Genomic DNA, 14,569 nt, shown 5'->3' on the forward strand with positions numbered 1-14,569 from the left:
TTGAGCGACCTGCGCATCGACCTCGCCTGGCTGCTGATGCTCGCCGAGCGCATGACCCCCGGGGACCCCCAGGTCACCGACTGGGGTGCCCTCGTCGCCGCGGTGGCACGCCACCGCGCCGAGATCTTCGACGTACCCGTCTACGACTCCCCGCAGGCGCGGGCCGCCGCACTGCTCCAACTGCTCGTGCACGTCCCGGCGCTGGAACGCTCCAACGCGCTGTTCGCCTCCGCGGTGGCGTACGCCTACCTGGTCGCCAGCGGACTGAAGGTCTCCACCTCACCCGAACAGGTGCGTGACCTGGCGCGACTGGTCAAGAGCGGGGACGCCTCGGTGCACGAGATCGCGCGCGAGCTGCGCCGGTGGAGCGTGTGACGCCGGTGGAGCGGGTGACCGGCTGATCAGGGTGGTGCACCGGGGCCGCGTGCCCCGCCGGCTCCGCGCCGCGCGCCGGGCCCGCCCTCCGGGTCCCGCCCGTCCGCGACCGGCCGCCAGGCCGTGCCCAGCGAGCAGTACGAACTCGGCAGGGCCGGCCCCCTCTCGGGCAGCATCACCCGGCGGTAGGGACCCAGCTCGAACCCGGCCGCCCGCAGCGCGGCGACCGGATCGCGGGCCACGTGGCAGCCGCCGCTCAACGGCGGCCACACCGTGCGGTCCAGGGCCCGCTGGGCGAACCGCATCACCCGGCCGCCGCCCACGCCGTGCTCGAAGAACCGCACCTCGCCGCCCGGCCGCAGCACCCGCCGCGCCTCGGCCAGGGCCCGCGGTACGTCGTGCACACTGCACAGCACCAGCGAGAACACCACCGCGTCGAAGGCCTCACTCTTGACCGGCAGCGCCTCGGCGCGGCCCGGCACCACGTCGACCGGCACGTCGGCGCGCAGCGCCGCCGCGACGGCCTCCTGCCGCAGCAGGCGCTCCGGTTCGACCGCCACGACCTCCGCGACGCCACCGGGACAGTGCGCGAAGTTCAGCCCGTTGCCCGCGCCGATCTCGATCACCCGCCCGGTGAGCCCGGCGAGCAGCCGCTCACGCAGCCGCGCCATGCCCAGCCTGGTCTCCGCGGCCACACTGAAGCGGGTGTAGCAGCGGGCGAACAGTGGATGGTGGACGCAGTCCCGCGCGGCCCGGCCGGAGCCCGCGGTGGACCTTGGCGGCATGGCGACCTCCCGGACCGTACGTGCCTACGGTGAGTGTCCCCCGCCCGGCACCCGGGCACGCACGGCGGCCCGGACGCACACACGTGCGCGCCGGCCGCCGCGTCGAGGGGAAGGCGCGTGAAAGGACGCGGTCGGCCTGCCCTACCCGAACGGTGCCGGTGCCTCGCGCACCGTGAAGGCCGCCGCGTCCCAGCTCCCGTTGAGGCGGGGCGCTAGCCACCGGCCGGCGCCCGTGCGGAAATCGGCCGGCGCGAGCGCCCCCGCGCCCTCGGGCAGGGCGCCGAGCAGCGGAGCGCCGGCCACCTGCGGAAGGTCGGCGACGTTGCAGCGGGCGGCCAGGTCGGGGCGGGCGGGCCAGCTGCCGATCACCACGCCGAGCAGGTCCAGCTCGCACTCGCGCAGCTCACGGGCGGTCAGCTCGGTCGTGTTCAGCGTGCCGAGCCCGGCGGCGGCGACCAGGAGCACGGGGGCCCGCAGCAGCTTCGCGGCGTCCGCGAGGGTGCCGCCCGCCGCGTCGAACCGTACGAGGAGACCGCCGGCGCCCTCCACCAGCACCAGGTCGTGCTCGGTGGCCAGCTTCGCAGCGGCCTCGGCCACCTCCTCCGGACGCACCGGCGGCCGCCCTGCGCGCAGCGCGGCCGTACCCGGCGCCAACGGCTCCGGGTAGCGGGCGACCTCGCGTGCCGTCACCGGACCGGCGAGCCGCGCGACCTCGTCGGCGTCCCCCCGCTCGTCCGGGCCCACGCCCGTCTGCGCCGCCTTGAGCACGGCCACCGACCGGCCGGCCGCCAGTGCCGCGGCGGCGACGGCCGCCGTCGTGACCGTCTTGCCGACCTCCGTGCCCGTCCCCGTGATCACCAGTACCGGCATCTCATCCCTCTCGCGCCGCCGCGCACACCGCGCGGCCGATCCGTGCCAGGTCCGCGTCGTCCGTGACGTACGGCGGCATCGTGTACACCAGGTCCCGGAACGGCCGCAGCCACACGCCCTCGCGCACGGCGGCCCGGGTCGCCGCCGCCATGTCCACCGGGTGGTCGAGCTGCACGACCCCGATGGCGCCCAGCACCCGCACGTCCCGCACGCCCGGCAGAGCCGCCGCCGGTGCCAGGCCGTCCCGCAGGCCCGTCTCGATCCGTTCGACCTCACCGAGCCAGTCCTGGCCGAGCAGCAGTTCGATCGAGGCGCAGGCGACGGCGGCGGCCAGCGGATTGCCCATGAACGTGGGGCCGTGCGCCAGCACCGGCACCTCGCCGCGCGAGATCCCGTCGGCCACCCGCGCGGTGCACAGGGTCGCGGCCATCGTCAGGTACCCCCCGGTGAGCGCCTTGCCCACGCACATCACGTCCGGGGTCACCGCCGCGTGGTCCGCCGCGAACAGCGCGCCGGTGCGGCCGAACCCGGTCGCGATCTCGTCGAACACCAGCAGCACGTCGTGCGCGTCGCACGCCTCGCGCAGCACCCGCAGGTAGGCGGGGGAGTGGAACCGCATCCCGCCCGCGCCCTGCACCACCGGTTCGACGATCACGGCGGCCAGTTCGTCCGCGTGCTGTTCGACCAGGTCGCCCAGGCGGGCGGCGTACGCCTCCTCGTACCCGGCCGGCGGCGCGTCCGCGAAGACCTGGCGCGGCAGCACGCCCGACCACAGCTCGTGCATCCCGCCCTCGGGGTCGCACACGGACATCGGCTGCCAGGTGTCCCCGTGGTAGCCGCCCCGCCAGGTCAGCAGCCGCCGCTTCTGCGGGCGGCCGAGGGAGCGCCAGTACTGCAGGCACATCTTGACGGCCACCTCGACCGAGACCGAGCCGGAGTCGGCCAGGAAGACGTGTTCGAGACCGTCGGGCGACATGTCGACAAGGAGCTTCGCGAGCCGGACGGCGGGCTCGTGGGTGAGCCCGCCGAACATCACATGGCTCATCCGCCCCAACTGCTCGCGGGCGGCCTCGTCGAGCACGGGGTGACCGTAGCCGTGGATCGCCGCCCACCACGACGACATCCCGTCCACGACTTCGTCACCGGTTCCGTCGGCGAGCCGCAGCTTCAGCCGGACCCCGCTCGCCGACTCCACGACGAGCGGTTCCTGACGGCCGGGCATCGGGCCGTACGGGTGCCACACGTGCCGCCGGTCGAGATCCAGCAGCTCGGACACGCGCCGGTCGGACCGGTCAGGCATTGGGCGCGAGATCCGTCCCGGCGCCGCGGTGGCGCAGCGCCACCAGGTCGGTGCGGGGTTCGGCGCAGGACGCGGGGGCGGCCGACGCCGCCGGTGCGGCCGTACCGCAGACGTCCCCGCTCTCGTGGGAACCGCACCCGCCGCCCGCGTGCGCACCACAGCCGGGGCCCTCGGCAGACCCGCAGCCGCCCGCGTGGCCGTCGCTGCCCGCGCCCGCGTGCGCACCGCAGCCGGCCGCGGCCTTCGCCCGGTGCTCCGGCAGGGTCACCTGGTCGGTACCCTCCACCTCGAAGCCCGCGTCCGCGATCATCTCCAGGTCGGCCCGGCCCGCCTGGCCCTCGGTGGTCAGGTAGTCGCCGAGGAAGATCGAGTTGGCCAGGTGCAGGGCGAGGGGCTGCATCGTGCGCAGGTGCACCTCGCGGCCGCCGGCGATGCGCACCTCGATGTCGGGGCAGACGAACCGCACCATCGCGAGGATCCTGAGGCACCGCTGCGGGGTGAGGTTCCACTCCTTGGCCAGCGGGGTGCCCTCGACCGGAATGAGGAAGTTGACCGGCACCGAGTCCGGGTCCAGCGCGCGCAGCGAGTGGACGACGTCGACCAGGTCCTCGTCGCTCTCGCCCATCCCGGCGATGAGCCCCGAGCACGCGGACAGCCCCGCCGCGTGCGCCTTGTTCACCGTGTCCACCCGATCGGCGTAGGTGTGGGTGGTGGTGATGTCGCCGTACGTCGACTCGGAGGTGTTGAGGTTGTGGTTGTACGCGTCGGCGCCCGCGGCGCGCAGCCGTTCGGCCTGGCCGTCGGAGAGCAGCCCGAGACAGGCGCACACCTCGACGCCCTCGTTCTGCCCCTTGATCGCCTTGATGGTCTCCGAGACCCGGTCCACGTCCCGGTCCGTCGGCCCGCGCCCGCTGGCCACCAGGCACACCCGCTTGGCCCCGCCGGCCAGCCCGGCCGCCGCGGCCCTGGAGGCGTCGTCGGGCTTGAGCCAGGTGTACTTGAGGATGTCGGCCTTCGAACCGAGCCGCTGCGAGCAGTAGGAGCAGTCCTCGGGGCACAGGCCGGACTTGAGGTTGACGAGGTAGTTGAGTTTCACCCGTCGGCCGAACCAGCGGCGGCGCACCTTCCCGGCCGCGGCCACCACATCGAGCAGATCGTCGTCGGAGGTGGCCAGGACGGCCAGAGCTTCCTGACGGGTCGGCAGTTCGCGCCGAAGCCCCTTGTCCACCAGCGTGTTCAGCAGGTCCATGAGAGCCGATCCTGTCCTACGGGGCCGCCCGGGGCCAAGGAGAGTTTGCACAACAGAGACGGTTCGACGTGTGGGTATTGCCACACCATGCGGGGCGTGTCGTCCGGCTAGTGTCTGTCCACTGCCTACAAAAGCCCCGGAGGACCCATGGCGTTCGGCTGGATCGACGAACAGGCGGACGCGCGCCGCCGCGCCGGGCTCGTACGGACGCTGCGACCCCGCCCGGCCGACTCCCCGCTGCTGGACCTGGCGAGCAACGACTACCTGGGCCTGTCCCGCCATCCGGAGGTCACCGAGAGAGCCGCGGCGGCGGCCCGTGCCTGGGGCGGCGGCGCCACCGGCTCCCGGCTGGTCACCGGCACCACCGCCCTGCACTGCGAACTGGAGCGCGAACTCGCCGCCTTCTGCGGCTTCGAGGCGGCCCTGGTCTTCTCCTCCGGCTACGCGGCCAACCTCGCCGCGGTCACCGCGCTCGCCCCGCACGGTTCGCTGATCGTCTCGGACGCGGGCAACCACGCCTCGCTCATCGACGGCTGCCGGCTGGCCCGCGGCACCACGCAGGTCGTCGCCCACGCGGACCCGGACGCCGTGCGCAAGGCGCTCGGCACGCACGCGGGACAGGCGGTCCTCGTCTGCGACACGGTGTTCTCCGTCGACGGCGACGCGGCACCGCTCGGCCGGTTCGCCCAGGTCTGCCGGGAGCACGGCGCCGGGCTCCTCGTCGACGACGCGCACGGCCTCGGCGTCCTCGGCACCGGCGGCCGGGGCGCCCCGCACGCGGCGGGCCTCGCGGGCGCGGACGACGTGGTCGTGACGGTCACGCTCTCCAAGTCACTGGGCAGTCAGGGCGGAGCGGTGCTCGGGCCCGCCCGGGTGATCGACCATCTGGTCAACACGGCACGGACGTTCATCTTCGACACGGGGCTCGCCCCGGCGGCGGCGGGCGCGGCCCTGGCGGCGCTGCGCCTGCTGAGCCGCGAGCCGGAGCGCGCGGCGCGGGCGCGGGCGGTCGCGACCGAGTTCCACACGCGCCTGACCGCCGCGGGACTGCGGGCGGTGCGCCCGGACGCGGCGGTCGTCTCCGTGCGCGCGCCGTCCCCCGAGGACGCCGTGCGCTGGGCGGCGGACTGCCGCGCGGCGGGCCTGGCCGTGGGCTGCTTCCGTCCTCCTTCCGTGCCCGACGGCATCTCACGGCTCAGGCTGACCGCCCGCGCGGACCTGTCCGCGGCGCAGATCGAACGCGCTGTACGAGTGATCGGCGAGACGCGGCCATGAGCCGGCGGACACGGCCGCGATTCGCCGGAGGGGAGAGGCCCGGGACGCGCCCGGACGCTGCCGTGAGGGTGCTCAGAGCCGGCGGGCCGCGGCGGTGAACTCCGCCCAGCTCCCCGGGGAGAAGAGCAGCGCGGGTCCGTCCGGGTCCTTGGAGTCGCGTACGGCGAGCAGCCCGGCGTACGGCTCGGCGGCAGGCCTGGCTGTCTCGACGCAGTTGTTCGCTCCCGTGCTGTAGCTGCTGCGCAGCCACCGCACGGCGTGCAGATCGGTCGTGGAAGGTACGGTCCGAGGCAGAGCAGACATGGTGCCTCCTTGACGTTTGCCGTGGTCGCGCGCCGTCACCTGTCCTGGCGCATCCCCGCGATGAAGTCCAGCGAGTCCTCGATCGACAGGGCATGGAACCGAAGGGTGTCGAAGGCCTCCGTGTAGGCCTCCAGGTCTTCTTTCCGTTCGAGATGGAAGCTACGCGTCAAGTGGTCAAGAACGACCACATCCAGATCAGAAGTGTTCGAAAATGAGAAGATGACGAAAGGGCCGGTCACGCCGATGTGCGCCCCGGCGGCGAACGGCAGCACCTGCAAGGACACCTGGGGCAGCCGCGCCGCCTCGCTCAGCCGCTCCAGCTGGCGGTCCATGATCTCGGGGCCGCCGACCTCCCGGCGCAGCACCGCCTCGTCCAGCACCGCGTTCAGCGTGAGCGGCCGGTCGGACCGCAGCACGGCCTGACGGGCCAGCCGCACCTCCACCAGCGCGTCCAGCCGGTCGTCGTCGAGTCCGTCCACGGCGGCCCGTGTCACCGCACGGGCGTACTCCGGTGTCTGGAGCAGCCCGGGGACGACCGAGGTCTCCAGCGTGCGCATCGCGCTCGCCTGTGACTCCAGACTGATGAAGTCGCGGTACGTCGGGGGCAGTACGCCGCGGTAGGCGTGCCACCAGTGGTGCCGGCCGTCGCCGTCGTCGGAGCCCGCCAGCACCAGCAGCAGTTCCCGCAGCTGGGAGTCGCGGACCGCGTAGGCGTCCAGCAGTAACCGCACATCGGCCGGTTTCACCCCGCTGGCGCCGGTCTCGATCCGGCTCACCTTCGACTGGTGCCAGCCCACGAGCCGGGCCGCCTCGCCGCTGGTGAGACCCGCGCCGGTGCGCAGGCTGCGCAGTTCGGCTCCGAGCTTGCGGCGGCGCACCGCGGGACCGTGCTGCATGGAACCGGCTCCTCACTACTTTCCCGGAAGGGCGTCAAATATGGTCTCCCGTCGCAGAGTTCACCGCTTCGAGGGACAGATATATGCACATCTCGGTGGATCGCCACCCGGGACCGGCCCGGTGGTGGCAACCTGACGGCGAACCACCAGTCCGGGACCGTACTCGAAACCATCCGCTCCGTGTCCAACCGCGGTCCCGCGGGAAAGGGACGACGTCGCCATGGCAGACCACCTGGAAGCATCCGTCACTCTGCCGAGCGATCCCGCCTCGGTAGCGGTCGCCCGAAGCTACGCGGTCGCCGCGCTGGCGGAGTGGGGCCTGCCGTCGGAGACGGACACCGCGGACACCGTGCGGCTCATCGTCTCGGAACTGGCCACCAACGCCGTACAGCACACCCTCGGCCAGTCGCCCACCTTCAGGGTGGACCTCGTCCTCGACCGCGACGAACAACTGCGCATCGGGGTCACCGACAGCCACCCGCGGTTCCCCAGACGACTGCCGGCCGCTGTCCAGCAGGACAACGGCCGGGGCATGGTGATCATCCGGTGGCTCACCGCGGAGTGCGGCGGCAGGGTGACCGTGCGGCCCACCCGTGAGGGCGGCAAGACGGTCAGCGTGGACCTCCCGTGGCCGGTGCGCACCCACCCGGTCACGGCGACGGGACGGCAGGAGCCCTAGGCGTACGGCCCTGCCGGCGGCTTCGTCGGTGTCCCCGACCGCTGCCCGGGGGCGGTGGCGGCAGTCGCCGGGACCGCCGCCGCTTGCCGGGTGGGTCAGCTGACCCGGCCGTACCAGACGCTCCTGCTCCAGATCCTCTCCAGTTTCACCACGTCCCCGGTCTTCGGCGCGTGCCAGATCCTGCCCGAGCCGGCGTAGATGCCGACGTGGTAGACGTACGAGCCGGAGTGGAAGAACACCAGGTCCCCGGCCCGGCGGCTCCTCGAGGAGATGTGCCGCGACTTGTTGTACTGCTGCGCGGCCGTGCGGGGCAGCTTCTTGCCCGCCCTCTTGAAGGAGTACAGCGTCAGACCGGAGCAGTCGAACCTGCGCGGGCCCGTTGCGCCCCACTGGTAAGGGGAGCCCTTCTTGGACGCCGCGATCTGCAGCGCCTTCGTCGCCATGGTGGCGGCCGAGGCGTCGGAGGCGACGCCGGGCACCACGATCGAGCCGCCGACGGCGGCGAGGGTCAGGGCCGAGGCCGTGCCGGCCCGGGCCATGAGCGACGGGACACGATTGAGCGCAGTCATGCGCAACCCTTCGTCAGCCGCCTGTGAAGGATGACCTGTCGGATTCGGGCTGGCGAAGTAGCCCGGCCGCCCGCAGGCGGCTTCACCCCAAGGGCTGCTCGGCCCGGTCATGGCGTGACCGTGCCGGCGACCCGTCGTGCTCGGGTCCTCCACTCCTGCCGATCCACTTCCGTCGACCGATCATCCGGGCGGCGGCAGGACTCGGCGTCCGCCCGGACCGCCCCGCCGTTGTGGCGGGGGCTTGTCGTCAGACAGGGATCTTCACCTATGGATGTCAGAAAATCCCAACGGAACGGGTCCTTTGTGCTGTTACTCACCCCTCGCCCGTTCGGGTGGACGGTCGTGCGCTCGAACGACTGTCCGTGCACCCCGCAAGCGCAGGACCAGCAGCGGAAGATGCCGTTCCGCCATCCGGGCATGCGCGCCGTGCAACCCGAACGGCCCCGGAAAAAGGACGTTTGCCTACGCCGAAAGGGGGTACCCCATTTGGGCCGTTTCGGCCCTCGTCGGCCGCAGGTGCCGGGGCACTGCGGCACGAGGGGGTCGGCGCCGCCCGCCTCCGGTCGTGCGCGGGGCCCTCATGCAGCAAGCTGGAGGCGGAACTCCGGCCGTTCGACGACCCAGGGGATCTCCATGGCGTTCTTCGCGATGTCCAGGCGGCACCCGCTCCAGCCGCTGTCCGTCACCGACCTGGTGGCGGAGCACGAGCGGCTGCACGAGGAGATCGACCAGTTGCAGCGCGCCCTGACGTCGCACGCCGTCATCGACCAGGCCATCGGGGCGCTGGTGGCCGTCGGACGCGTCCCGCCGGACGGTGCCTGGCGGGTCCTGCGCGAGGTCTCGCAGCGCACCAACACGAAGGTGCGCACGGTCGCCGAGCACATCCTGAAGTTCGCCCAGGGCGGTGCGCTCTCGGACACCGAGCTGGAGGAGCTGAGGCGGGCGCTCGACCGCCAGGCCGCACGCGGGTCCGCGCGCCGCTGCGCGCCCTGAACAGCCTCCGAGCCCTCCCGGCGCGCCGCCCCCTCCCCGCGCCCTCCCCGCGCGCACAGCGCCCCGCCCTGCCCGCGCGCACGGCGCCCCGCAGGGCGCGCGCCGACCCGGCTCCGCTGAGCGGAACACCGTACGCCGGTTATCGGATTGGCAAAGAAGGTCAACGACCCCTGTTCTCAGACACCTCACAGCCGGAAGGATCCGCCGTACTCGATTCGCAACGATGTACGGGGAGGTCCCACTTGAGGGTCATGAGACCGAAGAACCGGGCTGTCGCGCTCGGTTCGGCCGGCGCGCTGGTGACGGCGACCCTGATAGCCGGCGCCGTGGCGGCCCCCGCGGCCAGCGCGGACAGCCGCCACGGCCAGGACCGTGAGGCCCGGGGCGCGGCGATCGCCGCGGACCGCGCCGCCGGGGCCGGCATCGACTGGCAGGACTGCCCCGCCGACTGGGGGCTGGCCAAGCCCATCCAGTGCGGCTACGTCTCGGTGCCGCTCGACTACGCGCACCCGTACGGCAAGCAGATCAAGCTCGCCGTCGACCGCATCGGCAACACCGGCACCAAGGGTGAGCGCCAGGGCGCCCTCGTCTACAACCCGGGCGGACCGGGCGGCTCCGGTCTGCGGTTCCCCGCCCGGGTCACCGCCAAGAACCCCGTCTGGGCCAACGTGGCCAAGGCCTACGACTTCGTCGGCTTCGACCCGCGCGGTGTCGGCCACTCCACGCCCATCTCCTGCGCGGACCCGCAGGAGTACGTGAAGGCGCCCAAGGCGGACCCGGTGCCCGACTCCGAGGCCGACAAGCGCGCCCAGCGCAAGCTGGCCCGCGAGTACGCCGACGGCTGCTACGACCGCACCGGCCGCGCGATGCTCGAGCAGATGACGACGCCGAACACCGCCCGCGACCTGGACGTCATCCGCGCCGCGCTCGGCGAGAAGAAGATCAACTACCTGGGTGTCTCCTACGGCACCTACCTCGGGGCCGTCTACGGCACACTGTTCCCGGGCCACGTGCGCCGGATGCTCGTCGACAGCGTCGTCAACCCGGCCCAGGAGAACATCTGGTACGAGGCCAACCTCAACCAGGACATCGCCTTCGAGGGCCGCTGGAAGGACTGGCAGGACTGGGTCGCCAAGAACGACGCCAGCTTCCACCTGGGCACCACCCGCGCCGCCGTCCAGGCCAAGTGGCTCCAGCTGCGCGCCACCGCGAAGAAGCACCCGATCGGCGGAGTCGTCGGCCCGGCCGAGCTGCTCGGCTTCTTCCAGAGCGCCCCGTACTACGACTCCTCCTGGGTGCCGGTGGCGACGGCGTTCAGCAAGTACTTCGCCGGTGACGCCCAGCCGCTGATCAACGCCGCCGCCCCCGACATGAGCGACATCGCGGGCAACATCGCCACGGAGAACAGCAACGCGGTCTACACCGCCGTCGAGTGCGCCGACGCCAAGTGGCCCACCAGCTGGCACAAGTGGGACCGGGACAACACCCGGCTCAACGCCCAGTACCCGTTCCTGACCTGGTCCAACGCATGGATGAACCTGCCGTGCGCCACCTGGCCGGTCAAGCAGCGGACCCCGCTGGACGTCAAGACCGGCAAGGGTCTGCCGCCGGTCCTGATCGTGCAGTCCACACGCGACGCCGCCACCCCGTACCCGGGCGCCGTCGAGCTGCACAAGCGCTTCAAGGGCTCCCGCCTGATCACCGAGAAGGACGCGGGCTCCCACGGCGTGACCGGTCTGGTCAACCCGTGCATCAACGCGCGGGTGGACGCCTACCTGCTCACCGGTGAGGTGGACCGGGCGGACGTGACCTGCGGACCGCACGCGACGCCGAAGCCGTAACACCGGGCACCGCGCGCGAAGGGGCGGCCGGATCTGCCCGGCCGTCCCTCCGTCACGTCCGCCGACGCCGCCGGCCGGGCCCCCGGCCCGCCGGTGAGCGGGTCAGCGGGGCCGCGGGAACCTGCGTTCCCGGCCGCTCTCGGCGACGGCGGCCTGCTCGGCCTTGGCCACGGCCGCGTACTGATCGACGTACTCCTGCCCGGACAGGGACAGGACGGCGTACATGATTTCGTCGGTGACGGCGCGCAGGATCGCCTTCTCGTCCTCCATCCCGGCGTAGCGGGAGAAGTCCAGGGGACGGCCGAAACGGATGACCACGGGGTGGATCCTCGGGACGACCCGGCCCGGGGGCTGCGCCTCGAACGTGCCGATCATCGCGCAGGGGATCACCGGCACCCCGGCCTTGAGCGCCAGCACCGCGACACCGACCTTGCCCTTGTAGAGGCGGCCGTCGTGCGACCGGGTGCCTTCGGGATAGATGCCGAGGAGTTCGCCCCTGCCGAGCACCCCGAGGCCCTCACGGACGGCGGCGCGGCCGGCCTCCTTGCCGGACCGGTCGACCGGGATCTGGCCGGCGCTGCGGAAGAACGCGGCGGTGAGCCGGCCCTTGAGGCCGGGGCCGGTGAAGTACTCGGCCTTCGCCAGGAAGGTGATGCGCCGCTTGAGGATGGCGGGCATCAGGAAATGGTCCGAGAAGGACAGGTGGTTGCCCGCCACGATGGCCGGACCCGTCTCCGGCACGTGCTCCAGCCCCTCGATGCGCGGCCGGAAGAACAGCCTCAGCAGGGGACCCAGCAGGACGTACTTGAGCAGGTGGTAGAACACGGCTCGCCCCTCACTCACAGGCCCGCGCGCGTCCGCGGCCGTCCATGACCGCGTCCGGCGGGACGCATCCCGGCCCTTCGACTTTACTGACGCGCGGTCAGTCGGGTGTCCCACACGGACGGACCGATCGCCGTGGAGTTCGCGGGCAGCCCGGTGAGGAGCGGATCGCGGCACTGCTCGGCATGCCGGACGGGCCCATTTGCGGACGTCTGTCCGCTGACCGGACGGCGCACGGCGGCTCCTGCGGCGCGGTGCCTGCCGGGGGCCGCCTGCCCGGCGTCGTACCGTGGAGGGCATGGCTCCTCCGCTTCCCGGTCCGCTGGAGCACCTGGCACCGCTGCTCAGCCACTACGGCTACCTGGCCGTCGGTGGCGTCGTCCTCGTGGAGGACTTCGGCATCCCCGCACCCGGCGAGACGATCCTGATCGCGGCCGGCGTCTACGCCGGAGCGGGCGAGCTGAACGTCGTGGCGGTGGCCCTGATCGCGTTCGCCGCCGCCGTCATCGGTGACAACATCGGCTACCTGATCGGCCGTTTCGGAGGACGTGCCTTCGTCCACCGCTGGGGCAAGTACATCTTCCTGACGCCGAAGAGGTTCGAGGCGGCCGAGCGGTTCTTCACCCGGCACGGCGGCAAGATCGTCACGGTGGCCCGCTTCATCGAGGGGCTGCGCCAGGCCAACGGCATCATCGCGGGCACCACGGGCATGCACTGGCTGCGCTTCCTCGCGTTCAACGCCCTCGGCGCGGCCCTGTGGGTGGGGCTGTGGGTCTCCCTGTCCTACTTCGCGGGCACGCACATCAACGCCGTGTACGACACCGTCAAACGGTACGAGGTGTACGTGCTGGTGGCGGTCGGTGTCCTCGTCGTCGCGCTGATCGTCCGGCACTTGCTGCGGCGCCGGCGGCACCAGGAGGACTGAGCGCCCGGGGCGCCTCGGCCCACCGCGGGACGGGGGGCGCCTCCTCGGGCGGCCGGCCCCTCCGTACGATGGGGCCATGACGTCCGGCGCCCGCACCCGCTCCTCGCAGCGCCGTGCCCGTCGGATGCTGCTCGTCCTGGCCGTGCTGGCCGGGGTGCTGGCGATGCACGGACTGGCGCCCGGCGGGATGTCCGCACCGGGACACCACGGGGCGATGACCCCCCAGAGCGCGATGAGCCACCAGGGCGCGAGGGGCCCTCAGGGCGCGACGGCAGCGCCCGCGAGGTCGGCGTCCGCGTCCGCTCACTCCCTGTCCGTGCGGTCCATGCCGTCCGTGGGGTCGGTGCGGTCCATGCCGTCCGTGCGGTCGGTGCGGTCCGTGCCCGTGCCCCGCGCCGGGGACGCCTGCCGGCATCTGTCCGACCGGGGCCCGGGCGGTACGGCCGCGCAGCACGCGGACGGGACCTGCGCGGCGGCCGGCACCTCCACGGGGTACACGCCGCCCGCCCCGCTGCCCACGCCGGCCCCCGCCGCCGCACCGCCGGCGGCGCTCCGCGCCGGTCCGGGCGCACGTGCCGTCGACGGCCGGGCCCCGCCCGACCTGTCCGAGTTGCAGCTCCTGCGGATCTAGAGGCACCCGCACGGCATCCCGCTGAGGGCTGGCGTGTTCCGGTCCCGCACATGATCCGCCGTTCCCGCGCGCCCGCGCGCGGGCGTTGCAAGGAGCTGTATTTCCGATGGCAGTTCGCCGTACCCGTCTTCTCCCCGCCGCCGTCCGCCCCATCCCTCTCGGTCGTCCCGCTGTCCGGCGTGGCGCCGCGCTGGCCGCGGCGGTGACCGCCGCCCTGGTGCTGACCGCCTGCGGCGGCAGCGACTCCTCCCCGTCCGCCGGCTCCGGCCACGGCGGCGGGTCCACCGCCCACCCCTCCGCCACTCCCTCGACGGGCCGGGCCGGCGCCCACAACGCGCAGGACGTGACGTTCGCGCAGGAGATGATCCCGCACCACCGGCAGGCGGTGGCCATGGCCGCCCTCGCGCCGTCACGCGCCGGGTCGCAGCAGGTCAGGGATCTCGCCGCCAGGATCAGGAAGGCCCAGGACCCGGAGATCGCGACGATGGCAGGCTGGCTGAGGTCCTGGGGCGCGACCGTCCCGGGCACCGGCGCCACGGGCATGGACGGCATGCCCGGCATGGACCACTCGGGCTCCGGCCACTCCGCTTCTCCGATGCCCGGCATGATGACGGACTCCGACATGGACGAGTTGGGCAAGCTCTCCGGGAAGGCCTTCGACCGGGCGTTCCTGCGGATGATGGTCGGCCATCACGAGGGCGCCGTCGCCATGGCGCGCACGGAGCGGGACAAGGGCGCCGACAGCGCGGCCACCGCACTGGCGAAGTCGGTCATCACCTCGCAGTCCGCCGAGATCGGCGAGATGAGGAAGGCGCTCGGCGGCCGGTAGGCCTGCACTCCTCCGGGGCGGCCGGCCGCACCCGCGGCCGTCCCGGAGCCACCCATGGGAGAGACCGTGCCACCCAGCGGGGAGACCGAGCCGCCCATGGGAGAGACCGGGCCACCCACGCGGGAAAACCGAGCCACCCATGCGGAAAAGGAGACCGTCACAGCGAACGGGGAATACCCCCGGGGGGTATCGTGTTCGTGACGTGCACAGCCGCATCGACAGGGGAG

The 14,569-nt window shown here is 73.0% G+C and carries 16 protein-coding genes and 1 riboswitch; of the genes, 8 read left to right on the forward strand and 8 right to left on the reverse strand.

All coding sequences use genetic code 11. From position 1 onward, the window contains the following. Positions 1-375, forward strand: a complete 375-nt coding sequence (locus ACFC02_RS00935) for a fic family toxin-antitoxin system, toxin component (protein WP_376350325.1) — start codon at positions 1-3, stop codon at positions 373-375. 26 nt (positions 376-401) lie between these two features. On the opposite strand, the gene ACFC02_RS00940 is transcribed toward ACFC02_RS00935, so the two are convergent. From ACFC02_RS00940 to bioB, 4 genes are all read right to left on the reverse strand, one after another. Next, positions 402-1,160 carry a class I SAM-dependent methyltransferase gene (locus ACFC02_RS00940; protein WP_376350328.1) on the reverse strand — a complete coding sequence of 253 codons (759 nt, stop codon included), beginning with the start codon at positions 1,158-1,160 and terminating at the stop codon, positions 402-404. A gap of 141 nt (positions 1,161-1,301) precedes the next feature. Next, complete coding sequence (gene bioD / locus ACFC02_RS00945; RefSeq protein WP_376350331.1) at positions 1,302-2,030, reverse strand: dethiobiotin synthase; 729 nt, start codon at positions 2,028-2,030, stop codon at positions 1,302-1,304. 1 nt (position 2,031) lies between these two features. Next, a complete protein-coding gene (locus tag ACFC02_RS00950) occupies positions 2,032-3,330 on the reverse strand; it encodes an adenosylmethionine--8-amino-7-oxononanoate transaminase (RefSeq protein WP_376350334.1) in 1,299 nt (432 codons plus the stop codon). Continuing rightward, a complete protein-coding gene (bioB, locus tag ACFC02_RS00955; RefSeq protein WP_376350337.1) occupies positions 3,323-4,579 on the reverse strand; it encodes a biotin synthase BioB in 1,257 nt (418 codons plus the stop codon). Before bioB ends, ACFC02_RS00950 begins: the two co-directional genes overlap by 8 nt. Before the next feature lie 147 nt (positions 4,580-4,726). Between bioB and ACFC02_RS00960 the strand changes: the two genes are divergently transcribed. Further along, positions 4,727-5,854, forward strand: a complete 1,128-nt coding sequence (locus tag ACFC02_RS00960) for an 8-amino-7-oxononanoate synthase (RefSeq protein WP_376350340.1) — start codon at positions 4,727-4,729, stop codon at positions 5,852-5,854. Between the two features lie 72 nt (positions 5,855-5,926). Here the strand turns inward: ACFC02_RS00960 and ACFC02_RS00965 are convergent, their stop codons facing one another. Further along, positions 5,927-6,157, reverse strand: a complete 231-nt coding sequence (locus ACFC02_RS00965) for a DUF397 domain-containing protein (protein WP_376350343.1) — start codon at positions 6,155-6,157, stop codon at positions 5,927-5,929. A gap of 35 nt (positions 6,158-6,192) precedes the next feature. Continuing rightward, positions 6,193-7,053 carry a helix-turn-helix domain-containing protein gene (locus tag ACFC02_RS00970; protein ID WP_376350345.1) on the reverse strand — a complete coding sequence of 287 codons (861 nt, stop codon included), beginning with the start codon at positions 7,051-7,053 and terminating at the stop codon, positions 6,193-6,195. Positions 7,054-7,273: 220 nt separating this feature from the next. Between ACFC02_RS00970 and ACFC02_RS00975 the strand changes: the two genes are divergently transcribed. Further along, on the forward strand, positions 7,274-7,732 hold the full coding sequence (locus ACFC02_RS00975) for an ATP-binding protein (protein WP_376350348.1): 459 nt from the start codon (positions 7,274-7,276) through the stop codon (positions 7,730-7,732). 95 nt (positions 7,733-7,827) lie between these two features. Here the strand turns inward: ACFC02_RS00975 and ACFC02_RS00980 are convergent, their stop codons facing one another. Next, entirely contained in the window at positions 7,828-8,301 is a 474-nt protein-coding gene (locus tag ACFC02_RS00980) for a C40 family peptidase (RefSeq protein WP_376350350.1), read from the reverse strand. 3 nt (positions 8,302-8,304) lie between these two features. Continuing rightward, positions 8,305-8,486, reverse strand: a riboswitch (cyclic di-AMP (ydaO/yuaA leader). Between the two features lie 448 nt (positions 8,487-8,934). Here ACFC02_RS00980 and ACFC02_RS00985 point away from each other — a divergent pair. Together ACFC02_RS00985 and ACFC02_RS00990 are read left to right on the forward strand one after the other, a co-directional pair. Next, the gene (locus tag ACFC02_RS00985) at positions 8,935-9,294 is read left to right on the forward strand and encodes an ANTAR domain-containing protein (RefSeq protein WP_360970254.1); all 360 of its coding nucleotides are present in this window, start codon (positions 8,935-8,937) and stop codon (positions 9,292-9,294) included. Between the two features lie 251 nt (positions 9,295-9,545). Then, positions 9,546-11,135 carry an alpha/beta hydrolase gene (locus ACFC02_RS00990; protein WP_376350353.1) on the forward strand — a complete coding sequence of 530 codons (1,590 nt, stop codon included), beginning with the start codon at positions 9,546-9,548 and terminating at the stop codon, positions 11,133-11,135. 102 nt (positions 11,136-11,237) lie between these two features. On the opposite strand, the gene ACFC02_RS00995 is transcribed toward ACFC02_RS00990, so the two are convergent. Next, positions 11,238-11,960 (reverse strand): lysophospholipid acyltransferase family protein, encoded by a 723-nt coding sequence (locus ACFC02_RS00995; protein WP_360970257.1) that lies wholly within the window; start codon positions 11,958-11,960, stop codon positions 11,238-11,240. 295 nt (positions 11,961-12,255) lie between these two features. On the opposite strand from ACFC02_RS00995, the gene ACFC02_RS01000 reads away from it, so the two are divergent. From ACFC02_RS01000 to ACFC02_RS01010, 3 genes are all read left to right on the forward strand, one after another. Beyond that, positions 12,256-12,882, forward strand: a complete 627-nt coding sequence (locus tag ACFC02_RS01000; RefSeq protein ID WP_376350357.1) for a DedA family protein — start codon at positions 12,256-12,258, stop codon at positions 12,880-12,882. Between the two features lie 76 nt (positions 12,883-12,958). Further along, positions 12,959-13,513 (forward strand): DUF6153 family protein, encoded by a 555-nt coding sequence (locus tag ACFC02_RS01005; RefSeq protein ID WP_376350360.1) that lies wholly within the window; start codon positions 12,959-12,961, stop codon positions 13,511-13,513. Positions 13,514-13,619: 106 nt separating this feature from the next. Beyond that, positions 13,620-14,342 carry a DUF305 domain-containing protein gene (locus tag ACFC02_RS01010; protein WP_376350363.1) on the forward strand — a complete coding sequence of 241 codons (723 nt, stop codon included), beginning with the start codon at positions 13,620-13,622 and terminating at the stop codon, positions 14,340-14,342. Positions 14,343-14,569 lie beyond the last annotated feature (227 nt).

The sequence above is a fragment of the Streptomyces sp. NPDC056160 genome (assembly GCF_042268205.1).
Lineage (GTDB): Bacteria > Actinomycetota > Actinomycetes > Streptomycetales > Streptomycetaceae > Streptomyces.

Coding starts and splice junctions, on each gene's coding strand:
- ACFC02_RS00940 (WP_376350328.1), bottom strand. CDS start 1,160: ATGCCGCCAAGGTCCACCGCGGGCTCCGGCCGGGCCGCGCGGGACTGC.
- bioD (WP_376350331.1), bottom strand. CDS start 2,030: ATGCCGGTACTGGTGATCACGGGGACGGGCACGGAGGTCGGCAAGACG.
- ACFC02_RS00950 (WP_376350334.1), bottom strand. CDS start 3,330: ATGCCTGACCGGTCCGACCGGCGCGTGTCCGAGCTGCTGGATCTCGAC.
- bioB (WP_376350337.1), bottom strand. CDS start 4,579: ATGGACCTGCTGAACACGCTGGTGGACAAGGGGCTTCGGCGCGAACTG.
- ACFC02_RS00960 (WP_376350340.1), top strand. CDS start 4,727: ATGGCGTTCGGCTGGATCGACGAACAGGCGGACGCGCGCCGCCGCGCC.
- ACFC02_RS00965 (WP_376350343.1), bottom strand. CDS start 6,157: ATGTCTGCTCTGCCTCGGACCGTACCTTCCACGACCGATCTGCACGCC.
- ACFC02_RS00970 (WP_376350345.1), bottom strand. CDS start 7,053: ATGCAGCACGGTCCCGCGGTGCGCCGCCGCAAGCTCGGAGCCGAACTG.
- ACFC02_RS00975 (WP_376350348.1), top strand. CDS start 7,274: ATGGCAGACCACCTGGAAGCATCCGTCACTCTGCCGAGCGATCCCGCC.
- ACFC02_RS00980 (WP_376350350.1), bottom strand. CDS start 8,301: ATGACTGCGCTCAATCGTGTCCCGTCGCTCATGGCCCGGGCCGGCACG.
- ACFC02_RS00985 (WP_360970254.1), top strand. CDS start 8,935: ATGGCGTTCTTCGCGATGTCCAGGCGGCACCCGCTCCAGCCGCTGTCC.
- ACFC02_RS00990 (WP_376350353.1), top strand. CDS start 9,546: ATGAGACCGAAGAACCGGGCTGTCGCGCTCGGTTCGGCCGGCGCGCTG.
- ACFC02_RS01000 (WP_376350357.1), top strand. CDS start 12,256: ATGGCTCCTCCGCTTCCCGGTCCGCTGGAGCACCTGGCACCGCTGCTC.
- ACFC02_RS01005 (WP_376350360.1), top strand. CDS start 12,959: ATGACGTCCGGCGCCCGCACCCGCTCCTCGCAGCGCCGTGCCCGTCGG.
- ACFC02_RS01010 (WP_376350363.1), top strand. CDS start 13,620: ATGGCAGTTCGCCGTACCCGTCTTCTCCCCGCCGCCGTCCGCCCCATC.